This is a genomic window from Paracoccus sp. PARArs4, from assembly GCF_947311865.1.
In the GTDB taxonomy this organism is placed as follows: domain Bacteria; phylum Pseudomonadota; class Alphaproteobacteria; order Rhodobacterales; family Rhodobacteraceae; genus Paracoccus; species Paracoccus zeaxanthinifaciens.
Genome location: NZ_CAMZMW010000008.1, coordinates 1 through 11804 on the forward strand (window position 1 = coordinate 1; position 11804 = coordinate 11804).

The following is an 11804-nucleotide window of genomic DNA, read 5'->3' on the forward strand; positions in this document are numbered from 1 at the left end:
GCTTTTCCGCATCTTCTGTCTCCTCGTTTCGAGAACAGGCTAACCTCAAACCGCGGACGTTTCAGGGGAGCAGGTCAACCGGATAAGCAACACGTCACGTGTGCAAAGGTTGTCGAAGACAGAGAACTCGAAAAGCGGCCAATCAGAACCAGAAGCCGACAGCCGCTATCGGCGCGTTTCCATACAGCCTCGGCCCAGAAGTGTCGCGGCCAGTTCTTACCGAGAAACTGGGCCTTGGGCCGAGATACTGGGGATCAGCCACGACGGCCACAGCGGAAGCCGTAAGGGCGATCCCGTCAGCGCCCCGCCGGTTCAGGCGCCGACCGTCGCGGCGTTTCCGCGGCCCAACGCGCTGTCCAGCGACAGCAGCGTATCCTCGTGCCGGGCCAGGAACAGGCCAAGGATCGCGCCCATGATCGGCAGGCCCGCCATGAACAGCAGGTTCGACCCCTCGGCCAGCGGCATCAGGATGTGCGAGGCGGTCGAGACCGTCGAGACGCCGTGGATCAGCAGCCCCGCGCCATAGCTGACCGTCTTGAACAGGCCCAGAATGATCGCGACCGAGACGGCGATCTGCAACCCGCCCGCGATCATCGAGCTGGACGCGCCCAGCCCCTCGATCCCGTAGAACTTGGCGAAGATGCCCGAGGTGCCCTCGGTATCGACGATCTTCTTGACGGCCCAGGCCAGCAGGAACAGGCCGAAGGTGACGCGCACCGACAGAAGGGCGATCTTGACTGGGGAATTCATGTTGGATCCTTGAATGTTGTCGTGTTGCCGAAGGCGCGCGCCCCGTCCGGGTGCGCCACCGACACGCAATTCGCGGAAACCACGGAAAACGTTACAGGGCCGCGCCCCGTTTGCCCTGTTCCACGGACACGAGATGGTGATCCCATGCACGCCCCGGCCATTTCGCCAGGGCCTCGACCCCCTGCCCTGCCCGCACGAGGCCGCCAAGCCCGTCCGACACGAAGAAACCGCCCGCCGCGGGCGCAAGGCCGCAGACGTCCTCGCGCCGGATCGTCTGCCGATGGGCGCCCGAGCCGTCGAAGACCTGCACCCGCCCGCCACGGGGCGAGCTGATCGCGACATGCCGCCCCTCGGCATCGAAGGCGACCGAACCGACATAGCCCTGCATCGCCATCGCCTCGTGGAGGGGCAGTTCTGCCAGCACCGCGCCGTGCCCGCGCCGGTGCAGGCCCAGCAGGGGCATCCCCTCGGCCGGGTCGCCCTGCCATTGCATCCCGAAGGCCACCACGCCGTCCTGCCCGAAGGCGATATGGCGGATCGAGTTGCGGCGCAGGTCGGGGTCCAGCTCGACCTGGTCCAGCAGCGCCCCGTCGGTCGCGACATAGGACAGGTTCGGGCGCATTAGGTCGACATCCAGCTTGACGCCCGGCTGGTCGGGGTGATTGCGATAGCCGCCATTGGCCGCGACAAGGATGTCGCCCGGCATCCGCTTGATCTCGTGCGGGCCGATGCCGTGGGTCGGGATCTCGGCGATGCGGCGCCAGCCTTCGCGACGCGACCACAGCCCGATGCGCCCCTCGCCGCTGTCATAGGCGTTTTCCGATGTGCACAGGATGTCGCCATCCGCGATGAAGGTGCCGTGGCCGTAGAAATGCCGCCCCTGCGGTGCATGCAGCCGGGCCAGGACCTGTCCCGTGACGCAGTTCAGCACGATCGCGAAATTGCCGGGACTGCGGGCAAAGGCCACGGCCTCGGGGGCGGTCGGGTGGGCCGTGGCGGCATGGCCGCGACCGGGCAGCGGAATGCGGAACAGGTCGGCACCCCGATCCGACAGGCCGAACAGCGCATAGCCGCCATCCGGTTCGCGCGCGGCGCCAAGGATCGCGGGGCTTCCCGCATCGGCCCAGCCCAGCCGGGGCGCGACCGCCCCCGCCATCAGCGCCGTCAGGAAGCTGCGCCTGCGCATCAGTCGCCATCCTTGGAATTGAAGCCTGCGGTCAGGCCCAGCCCGCCGCCGATCTCGCCCTCGATCGCGGTGCCGATGGCGCGGATGCGCTGTTGCAGGATCTCGATCTTCAGGCGCTGCGTCGGGTCGGTGACCCCCTCAAGGCGCGGATCGTCCTGCAATTCCGCGACCTGCGCCTGCGCGTTGTCGAAGGCCGCCTCGGTCAGGGGGATCGGATCGTCCGACAGCGCGACGGCCATGTCGCGCAGCGCGGCCAGCGACAGTTCGATGTTGCGCAGCGGGCGGTCGCTGCGCCACGCCTCGGCCAGCTTGGGGCGGGGCTTGTCGAAGCTGCCCATCGGGCGGCCAAGGCGCTGATCGGCGTCGAATTCGATGCCCGACAGCAGCGCGGTATAGATCGCCTGATCCGCCTCTCGGGCAGACAGGTAGCGGTCGTTCCCGTCCTGCCCCGCATCCAGCATCAGTTGCGCGTGGTCCTGCCAGTCGGCCTGCACGGCATCTGCGATAGTGGCCAGGTCGGTCGCGATGGCGCGGGCATAGCGGCATTCGTAATCGCCAATCTCGTCCGCCATCAGCTGTTCCAGCGCCATCAGACCGCGTCCGGCGATCGAGACTTCGGCAAAGCCCGCCGGATCGTCCACGACCGGGTCCTGATCCGCGACCAGCCCCCGGACCGAGCGTGCGACAAGCCCGCGCGGATCGGGCCAGAACGCAACCGTCAGCGCACGCCCGTCCTGTTCCAACGGCCCGAAGGCCAGATGCGACAGGCCCATCCAGGCGTCGAATGCCTGCCGATAGGGGGCGTCCAGCGCGCTGGCCGAACAATCGGCACCGGCCGCATCGGCCAGGGCATGGGCAGCCGTCGTAAATCGGTCGGTCGCGGGCAGGATATGGTCGTTCACCACCTCGGGGGTGCCGGCCATGGCGGGCAGCGGCAGCAGGGCAAGGGCCAGCAGGGTTCGCATCAAAGGCTTTCCACAAATCGGATCAGGGCCGCCCGGTCCTCGGGCGGGATGTCGATGACGGCGTCGCGGGCGGGCGCGGCCTCGCCGCCATGCCACAGGATGGCCTCCAGCACCGAACGCGCGCGCCCGTCATGCAGCAGCATGCTGTGGCCGTTGACGGTCCGGGTCAAGCCGATGCCCCACAGGGGCGGCGTGCGCCATTCGCGGCCATTCGCCAGCCCTTCGGGGCGGTGATCGGCCAGCCCGTCGCCCATGTCGTGCAGCAGCATGTCGGTATAGGGCCAGATCAGCTGGAAGCTGTGTTCGGGCCGATCCTCCATCCGCGCGGTGACGTATTTGGGCCGGTGGCAATCGGCGCAGCCCGTGTCGTAGAAGACCTGCTTGCCGCGCAGGACCTGCGCATCACCTTCGTCGCGGCGGGCGGGAACGGCAAGGTTCTGGCTGTAGAAGACGGTAAGCTCCAGCCCTTCGGCGTCGATCTCGAACCCGCGCGCATCGCCGCCCCCGTTCGGGGCCGCGCGACAGGCGGCCTGCGCATCCGTGCATTCGCCCGCGTGGTCCGGATGCAACGGGTTCGAGATGCCGATATCGCCCGAAAATGCGCTGGCGGATTGTTCCTCGACGGTGGGCATCCCGGCCTTCCAGCCGAAACGGCCCAGCATCGGGGCGTCATGCCGCGCCGACCAGACGATATTGGCCCGCCCCGAGATCCCGTCGCCATCGGCATCATCCGGATCGGCACCGGCAAGGATATCGGCGGTCGGGATCGCCTCCAGCAGGCCAAGGCCGATCATCGGCGGGGCGACGCGGGGGCTGATCATCAGATCGTCGCGCAAGGGTCCATATGCCGGATCGTCGATGCCGTATTCGGGCACCCGCAGATGCGCGACCTCGCCGCCCGACAGGTCCACCCGCGTTTCGGCATAGTCGATGGTCATGCGCCCTTCCGCCGGAACGCCCGCGACCGACAGGTCCTGCAATTGCCCGCCATAGGTCGGGTCGGGGCGCGTCGGCTCGACCGGGTTTCCGGTCCCGGCCAGGTATTCCTCGATCTGGCTGCGGGGGTCGTTTTCCGATGCCGGCACCGACAGCCGCAGGAACATCGAGCCGCCAGCCTCGCCCCGCGTGTCGGGGGGATGGCCGCGCCCGTCCTTCAGGTGGCAGTTCTGGCAGCCGCGCGAATTGTACAGCGGCCCCAGCCCGTCGGATGCCAGCGTGGACGAGGGCGAGGACACCCACAGCTTGCGAAACAGCCCGTTGCCGACCTTGAAGCGCAGTTCTCCCTCGAACCCGATATTGGCCGAGGGCTGCGAGAAGGCATCCGCATCGTCGCGGGCGCGCACGGTCGCGGCCCCGCCGGGATTTCCCTCGAAGGGTTCGGGCGCGGTGAAATCCTGCGTGGGTGCGACGACATCCGCGATCCGCGCGGTCTCGGTGCCGGTGCGGGGCGTGGCGTTCAGGTGCAGATCGGTCAGCGCCGGCCCTTCCGCAAGGACCGGCGCCGCCGTGATCATCAGCAGCGGCAGCAGGTGCCGCGCGGCCTTACTGGAAGACGGCATCGGGGCTGTCGAGGCTGTCCGAGCCCTCGATGGCGACGTCCTGCGCACCCAGCAGCGTGACCGCGCGTTCGATATCCTGCGTCTGCGCGACCAGTGCGTCGACGGCGGCCATGATCAGGCCCTCGCCCGCGTCATTGCCGCGCGCCAGCATCTGGTCATACGAGGTGCCGCCCTCGGCCACGGTCTTGATGCGGCCCAGCTTGGCCACGCTGTCGTCCAGACCCGCGCGCAGCGACTGATCGACCGATGCGTCTGCCTCGGCCACCAGCGAGGACAGGCTCTCGCCCGAGACGACCGTGCCGTCGATGCGGGTGTATTCGCCCAGATAGACGTTCCGGATGCCCAGCCCGTCGTAATAATGGCTGTTATGCGTGTTGTCCGAGAAGCAGTCGTGCTCCTCCTCGGGGTCGTTCAGCATCACGCCCAGCTTCATGCGCTCGCCCGCCAGTTCGCCATAGGACAGGCTGCCCATGCCGGTCAGCATGGCGCTGATCGCGGCGTCGGGATCGGCGGTCAGGCCGGTCGCGGCCTCGCCGCCCTCGGCCCATTGCGCGGTCATCCATTCCAGGTCGCTGACCAGCAGATCGGTCGCGGCCTTCAGGTATTCGCCGCGACGGTCGCAATTGCCGCCGGTGCAGTCGTCACCCGCGGCATAGTCGGTCCAGGGACGGTCGCCCGCGCCGTGATCGGTGCCGTTCAGGTCCTGCCCCCACAGCAGGAACTCGATCGCGTGATAGCCGGTGGCCACGTTCGCCTCGATCGCGTCGGCCTCGTGCAGCTGGCCCGACAGCAGGTCGGGCGTGATCTCGGTCGCGTCGATATCCTCGCCCGACAGGGTGAAGGTCGGCGCGGCGACCACGTTCAGCGCGGCATATTCGTTCGCATCCGACGCCCCGCCATAGGACGGATCGACATAGTCGATCAGCCCCTCGTCCAGCGGCCATGCGTTCACCTTGCCTTCCCAGTCGTCCACGATGGCATTGCCGAAGCGCAGCGCCTCGGTCTGCTGATAGGGCACGCGGGCGGCCAGCCATGCCGCGCGGGCATCCTGCAGCGCCTCGGCCGAGGGGGTCTGGATCAGCGCATCGACGGCGGCCTGCAGGTCGCGCGCGGCGATCAGGCTGTCCTCGTATCCGGCATGGGCGATGGCGATGTAATTCGCGACGACCTCGGGCTTGCCCGCAAAGGCGGGCGAGGCGGTGGCCAGGGCAAGGGCGGAAATGGCGAGAGTGGTCTTCATGCGATCCTCCGTGGGCGTGATGGCCTGCACGGGGGCTGGCCGCTTGCCCCGGCGTTTTGCCCGAACGGAAGATGCGAAGTCAATCCTGACTTCTTTGATTGGAAAATCCCGCGCAGGTTGCGCCCCGCGCGGGATCCGGCATCACAGGAACAGATCGGCCACCGTCGCGGAACCGACATAGGTGCCGGTCATGACCAGCAGCGCCACGATGAAGATCTTCCACCCCGAGGTCTTGGCGATCTCGATCTCTCGGCGGGCGATGGCGATGCCCGCGTAGGCAAGGCAGGGCGTCGCAAGGGTCAGGAAGTTCACGTGTCCCACCTGCTCCAGCACCCAGGCGCTGCCGGGCGTCCAGGGTAGCGTGGCCGCGATCCCCACCAACGAGATCCAGGCGACCGAGGGCAGCCCGAACGGCACCAGCTGCGTCAGCAGCACCCCGATCATCGAGATGACGTAAAGGATCGCGATCCCCGTCACCGACTGCACCAGCGTCGCATCGGTGGCGACGGTGTTGCCGACCAGCCCGATGGCGCAGACGGCGGTCAGCAGCAGGGCCTGATCGGCGATGCCCAGCCTGGGGTCGGCCTCGGGATCGGCGGGAATGTCGGGATTGGTCATGCGCGATCCTCCTTCGGGCCCATCAGGGCATAGAGCTTCTCGGTCAGGGGCAGCGCGACGAAGATGCACAGATACATGCCCGTCGCATAGGTCAGCACGTTGGAGGCACCGGCCAGCGCCAGGATCTGTTCCTCCATTGCGGGGACGGCATGGGCCAGCGCGCCGGAACAGGCGGCCATCATGGACCCCGACCCGATGCCGCAGGCCATGGCCAGCGCCTCGACGCTGAACAGCCCCGAGGTCGCAAGGACCGATGCCAGGATCGCGAAGATGAAGGTGCCGAACAGCGTGCCGATGACATAGACGCCCATCACGCCTGCCCCCTCGGGCGATTTCAGCCCATAGCGGTCGGCGATGATCGCGATGTTGGGCTCTCGCGCGACCGAGAAGCTGGCCCCAACGGATTCGCGGCCCATGCGCAGGACCAGCACGGCGATCGGGAAGGCCAGGACGATGGTCCCTAGGTTGCCCAGCTCCTGCAGGATCAGGGCGGGACCGGCGGCGACGATCTGTTCCATCGACGGGCCGATGATGGTCCCGAACTTGGCGATGAAGGGCATGATCGCGATGACGATCAGCGGCGAGGCGGCGCGCACCTCGCGCTGGCGCAGCCAGCCGCCCGCCCTGGAAACCACGTTCGGATTGATCAGCAGCCCCATCACGAAGGCATAGAGCAGCGGCAGCAGCAAGATCGACCCGATGGCGATGGGAACGGCGATCACGCCGATCAGCTCGGCGATGATGGTGATGGCAAGCACGCTTGCGTGCAGGCGCCAGTCGAGGAGTATCTCCCCAGTCCTAGTCATGGCATCCTCTCATATTTTTCAAGGGCATCGCCTTACATGCCGCGACGCGGGAAGGCGATGCCGAAAACGTCAGCCGCCCGTGATCGCGCGCTGCGCCAGCCGCACCCACATCTCGGCGCCGCGGGGCAGGATCGCGTCGTTGAAATCGAAGTGCGGGCTGTGCAGGCCGGGATTCTCGCCCTCGCGCGCCGCGCCCAGCCACATGTAGGCGCCGGGGCGTTCGTTCAGCATGAAGGCGAAATCCTCGGATGCCATGCTGGCGGTGGATTGCGGCAGATCGAAGCCCATCCCCGAGGCGACCTCGCGCGCAAGGGCCGCCTGTTCGGGATCGTTGATCGTGGCGGGATAGCGGCGCTGGTAATCGACGCGGGCGGTGCAGCCATGGGCCGCGGCGGTGCCGTTCACGACCTCGGACAGGCGGGCCTCCAGCACGTCGCCTGCCCCGGGGGCGAACCAGCGGACGGTGCCGCGCAGGATCGCGCGGTCGGGGCAGACGTTCCAGGCAGAACCGGTATGGATCTGCGTGACCGAGACCACGCCGGGATCCAGCGGCGACAGGCGCCGCGCGGGCAGTTCCTGCAAGGCGCTGGCGATGCGCGCCGCCGCCGCGACCACGCTGTCGCCCTGTTCAGGCATCGCGGCATGGCTGCCATTGCCGTTCACCTCGATCTCGAACACGGCGAAGGCCGCCATCATGTCGCCGTCGCGGGCGACGAACTGCCCCGGCTTCAGCCCCGGCCAGTTGTGGATGCCGAAGACCGCATCGCAGGGAAATTCGCGGAACAGCCCGTCCTCGATCATCACGCGCGCGCCGCCGTCGTTTTCCTCGGCGGGCTGGAAGATCAGGTTGACGGTGCCGCCCTCGATCCCTTCGGCGGCCATCTGGCGCGCGGCCAGAAGCAGCATCGCGGTATGCCCGTCATGGCCGCAGGCATGCATCCGCCCCGCATGGACCGAGGCATGCGGCAGGCCCGTCGCCTCCTCGATCGGCAGCGCGTCGATATCGGCGCGCAGGCCCACGCTGCGACCGCCCTGCCCCAGCTGCGCGACGACGCCCGTGCCCGCCAGCCCGTGATGCACGCGCCAGCCCCAGCCCTCCAGCAGGCCCGCGATCAGCCCCGAGGTGCGGTGCTCCTGGAACCCCAGTTCGGGGTGGCGGTGAAGATCGTGGCGCCAGGCGACGGCCTCGGCGATATGGTCGTGATCGAACATGGGATGCCCCTTCCAGCGATGGTTCCACCCACGGGGCCGGACCGCGCGCGGGCTTACACCCCGTGCAAATAGCGAAGCCGCCCGGAAAAGGCGAGGCGCGGATATGCGAATGCCGCCCCCGAGGGGGCGGCATCCATCGTTTCGGTGGCCGTGGATCAGCGTGCGGTTTCGCGGACGACCTCGCCGCGCGGGGTGACTTCCAGCACGACTTCCTCGCCCTGCGGGTTCGTGGCCTCGACCGTCATGCGGCGGCCATTGACGCGCAGGGTGCCCAGATCCTCGTAGCCTGCGGCCGAGAGGTCTGCGGCCAGCGCGGCCTCGTCGACCTGCGGGTCGCGGGGTTCGCCCTTCTGGCCGTGATCCTGGTCGCGACCCTCGGGGCCGTGGCCGCGCATGTCGCCGCGATGTTCGCCGCCATGCTCACCCCGATGTTCGCCGCCGTGCCCGCCGCGGTGCTCACCACGGTGCTCGCCGCGGGGGCCGCGCTCGTGATCGCCATGCGGCGCACCCTTGCCCGGGCGACCGTCATGATCGCCGCGACCGAAGCGCATCACCCGGCCCGCATCGTCGAAGGCGGCGCGGACGCGTTCGCCATCGGCATCCGTGCCACCGATCTCGACGCCCTCGGGCATCAGGCGCAGGCCCTCGATTTCGGCGAACTGCTCGAAGATGGCGTTGTCGCGGACGGCCTGGGGCAGCAGCGCATCGATCGCGGCCTCGGGCAGGACGGCGTCGTCGGCGCGCAGGCCCATCAGCTCTCCGTCGCGGTTCAGGAACGCCTCGATGCGGGTGCCGTCCTCCAGCTCGCCCGAGACGCGCTGGCCGCGGCGGCCTTCCTCGGTGGTGGTGTCGGTCAGGTTCAGCGACTGCAGCGCCTCAGGCAGTTCGACCGCTTCCTGCGCGGTGGCCATGCCGGACATGATCGGCGACAGGCCCATCAGGGTGACAAGCGCGGCCGAGGTTGCAAGCGTGCGGAATTTCATGGTGCTTCTCCAGTCTTCGTTATCCGGTCGGGCTGTCCCGACCTCACGAATCGGTTCTAGCGCAGGGCCGCCGAACGAAAGGCCAATGTTCCGTTTGGATTCCATTGGGTCATGCCCTGTATAGATGGTGGAATGAAAAACGCGATCCTCATTGCCTGCCTGCTGACGGCCACCATGTCCGCCCCTGCCCCCGCGCAGGATGTCATGGCACCCGAACTGACGCAGCCCTGGGAAACGGGCTTTCGCCCGATGCCCATGCGCCGGATCGCGGGTGCCGTCATGGCACGATACCAGGGACGGCTGATCGCGGTCGCGACCGTCCCGCCCACCCCCGAGGAACACGACCTCGGGGCGCAGCTCGTCTATGAACTGCGGCTGCTGACCCCGGCACGGGACGTCCTGAACATCCGCGTCGATGCGCGGACGGGGCGTTTCCTCGAGGTGGCGGGCCGCGACATCCTGAAGGCCCGCCGCGACGGGCCGAAACGACCCCCAAGGAACTGAACCGACCATGCGTGCCCTGATCGTCGAGGACGACCCGCAACTGGCCAGTCAGCTTGTCGATGCGATGCGACAGGCGGGCTTTGCCACCGATACCGCCAGCGACGGCGAGGACGGCGAATATCTCGGATCGACCGAGACCTACGACGTCGCGATCCTGGACCTGGGCCTGCCCTCGATGTCGGGGATCGAGGTGCTGACCCGCTGGCGCGACCAGGGGAACGCGATGCCCGTGCTGATCCTGACCGCGCGCGGCGACTGGACCGACAAGGTCGCGGGCTTTCGCGCGGGCGCGGACGATTACGCGGTCAAGCCCTTCCGCCTGGACGAGGTGGTGCTGCGCGCCCAGACCCTGATCCGCCGCGCGGCGGGCCATGCGCGTGCGGTCATCACGGCGGGCAGCCTGCGGCTGGACGCGCAGCTTGGCGTGATCACCCGCGACGATGTCGCGCTGAAGCTGACCGCGTTCGAGACCCGCATCCTGACCTATCTGCTGCATCACCACGACCGCGTCGTCACCCGGACCGAGCTGAGCGAGCACCTCTACGAGGCCGATACCGACCGCGACTTCAAGTCCATCGAGGTCGTGATCGGCCGGCTGCGCAAGAAGGTCGGCGACGGCGTCATCGAGACCCGCCGCGGCGAGGGTTATGTCCTGCGCAGCAAGGCCCCCGCGTGATGCTGCGATCCATTCGCGGACAGCTGCTGCTGCTGGCGGCGGTCTGGATCGGGGCGGCGCTGCTGGCGGCGTTCCTGTTCATCTCGGGGCTGCTGGAAGGGTTCGTGACCGACCGCTTCGACGCCGAGGCGCAGGCCGCCGCCGACAGCCTGATCGGGCGCCTGCAGGTGCAGGACGACGGCAGGACCGAACTGGACGCCATCCCCATGGCCGCGAATTACGATCTGCCCTTCTCGGGGTGGTATTGGCAGGTGGCGGCGGACGGGGTGCCCGTCGCGCGGTCGCTGTCGCTGCTGGACGGGCGGCTGGACGGGCCCGAGGGCAACCTGCGCGGCGCGTCGGGGATGGATGCCGACGGCGCGGGCCTGCGCATCCTGCGCCAGGAGATCACCCTGCCCGATACCGAAGCCGTGATCGCCGTTACCGTCACCGCGCCCAGATCGGCCATCGATGCCAGCCTGTCGCAGATCACGCGACCGCTGGCCCATGCGCTTCTGCTTCTGTGGGCCGCGCTGGCGGCGGCGACGCTGGTGCAGGTGACGGCGGGCCTCAGCAGCCTCAAGCGGCTGCGGCTGGACCTGGCGCAGGTCCGCGCGGGCAAGGCCGAGCGCCTGCCCCGCCCCTCGGTCACGGAACTGCGCCCGCTGGTGGACGAGATCAACGCCGCGCTGGACCAGAATGCCAGCCTGCTGACGCGGTCGCGGCAGCATCTGGGCAATCTTGCACATTCGCTCAAGACGCCGCTGGCGGCATTGTCGAACGAATTACCGCAGGATCACGTCGGCCAGCCGCTGATCGCGCGGATGGACCGGCTGATCGGGTGGCACCTGCGCCGCGCCCGCAGCGCGGGCCCGCGCAGCCTGGGCCAGAGCACGCCCATCGCCCCGGTGATCGAGGACATCCTGCTGGTCCTGCGCTGGCCCATGGCCGACAAGGGCATGGGCGCGGAAACCGTCCTGCCGCCCGACGCGCGCTTCGGGGGCGAGCGTCAGGACCTCGAGGAGATGGTCGGAAACCTGTGCGAGAATGCCGTCAAATGGGGCCGGTCACGACTGCGGATCAGCGTCGCGCAGGACGACGCGCGGCTGCTGCTGACGGTCGAGGATGACGGCCCCGGCATGTCGCCCGACCAGATGCCGCAGGCATTGCGTCGCGGGGGCCGGCTGGACGAACAGGGCCCGCCCGGCGCGGGGCTGGGCCTTGCCATCGTCGCGGATCTTGCCGCGCTGCATGGCGGGCAGCTGCGGCTGGAACGTTCCGATCTGGGCGGGCTGTCCGCGATCGTCGAACTGCCCGCCTGACGGG

General features: G+C 68.7%; 12 protein-coding genes. 3 read left to right on the top strand and 9 right to left on the bottom strand.

From position 1 onward, the window contains the following. Window positions 1-312: 312 nt before the first annotated feature. The 9 genes from QMZ16_RS08110 to QMZ16_RS08150 all read right to left on the bottom strand — a co-directional run bounded on the left by QMZ16_RS08110 (window position 313) and on the right by QMZ16_RS08150 (window position 9319). A complete protein-coding gene (locus QMZ16_RS08110) occupies window positions 313-750 on the bottom strand; it encodes a hypothetical protein (RefSeq protein WP_022706328.1) in 438 nt (145 codons plus the stop codon). 91 nt (window positions 751-841) lie between these two features. Next, a complete protein-coding gene (locus QMZ16_RS08115; protein ID WP_282602856.1) occupies window positions 842-1936 on the bottom strand; it encodes a DUF1513 domain-containing protein in 1095 nt (364 codons plus the stop codon). After that, window positions 1936-2901 carry an imelysin family protein gene (locus tag QMZ16_RS08120; RefSeq protein ID WP_282602857.1) on the bottom strand — a complete coding sequence of 322 codons (966 nt, stop codon included), beginning with the start codon at window positions 2899-2901 and terminating at the stop codon, window positions 1936-1938. The genes QMZ16_RS08115 and QMZ16_RS08120 overlap by 1 nt, the downstream gene beginning before the upstream one ends. Continuing rightward, entirely contained in the window at window positions 2901-4415 is a 1515-nt protein-coding gene (locus QMZ16_RS08125; protein WP_282602973.1) for a di-heme oxidoredictase family protein, read from the bottom strand. The genes QMZ16_RS08120 and QMZ16_RS08125 overlap by 1 nt, the downstream gene beginning before the upstream one ends. Window positions 4416-4443: 28 nt before the next feature. Beyond that, a complete protein-coding gene (locus QMZ16_RS08130; protein WP_282602858.1) occupies window positions 4444-5700 on the bottom strand; it encodes an imelysin family protein in 1257 nt (418 codons plus the stop codon). A 141-nt stretch (window positions 5701-5841) separates the two neighbouring features. Next, complete coding sequence (locus QMZ16_RS08135; protein ID WP_282602859.1) at window positions 5842-6318, bottom strand: hypothetical protein; 477 nt, start codon at window positions 6316-6318, stop codon at window positions 5842-5844. Beyond that, window positions 6315-7124: a DUF3100 domain-containing protein gene (locus QMZ16_RS08140; RefSeq protein WP_022706334.1), complete on the bottom strand. Its 810-nt coding sequence runs from the start codon at window positions 7122-7124 to the stop codon at window positions 6315-6317. Before QMZ16_RS08140 ends, QMZ16_RS08135 begins: the two co-directional genes overlap by 4 nt. A 69-nt stretch (window positions 7125-7193) precedes the next feature. Further along, window positions 7194-8336 carry a M20 aminoacylase family protein gene (locus QMZ16_RS08145; RefSeq protein ID WP_282602860.1) on the bottom strand — a complete coding sequence of 381 codons (1143 nt, stop codon included), beginning with the start codon at window positions 8334-8336 and terminating at the stop codon, window positions 7194-7196. Window positions 8337-8491: 155 nt separating this feature from the next. Continuing rightward, window positions 8492-9319, bottom strand: coding sequence for a hypothetical protein (locus QMZ16_RS08150; protein WP_282602861.1), 828 nt, complete (start codon window positions 9317-9319; stop codon window positions 8492-8494). A 132-nt stretch (window positions 9320-9451) separates the two neighbouring features. Between QMZ16_RS08150 and QMZ16_RS08155 the strand changes: the two genes are divergently transcribed. From QMZ16_RS08155 to QMZ16_RS08165, 3 genes are read left to right on the top strand one after another with little or no spacing between them, the layout of a single operon-like run. After that, complete coding sequence (locus QMZ16_RS08155) at window positions 9452-9823, top strand: PepSY domain-containing protein (RefSeq protein WP_282602862.1); 372 nt, start codon at window positions 9452-9454, stop codon at window positions 9821-9823. Window positions 9824-9830: 7 nt separating this feature from the next. Next, window positions 9831-10499, top strand: coding sequence for a response regulator transcription factor (locus tag QMZ16_RS08160; protein ID WP_282602863.1), 669 nt, complete (start codon window positions 9831-9833; stop codon window positions 10497-10499). Further along, entirely contained in the window at window positions 10499-11800 is a 1302-nt protein-coding gene (locus tag QMZ16_RS08165) for a sensor histidine kinase (protein WP_282602864.1), read from the top strand. Before QMZ16_RS08160 ends, QMZ16_RS08165 begins: the two co-directional genes overlap by 1 nt. Window positions 11801-11804: the final 4 nt, after the last annotated feature.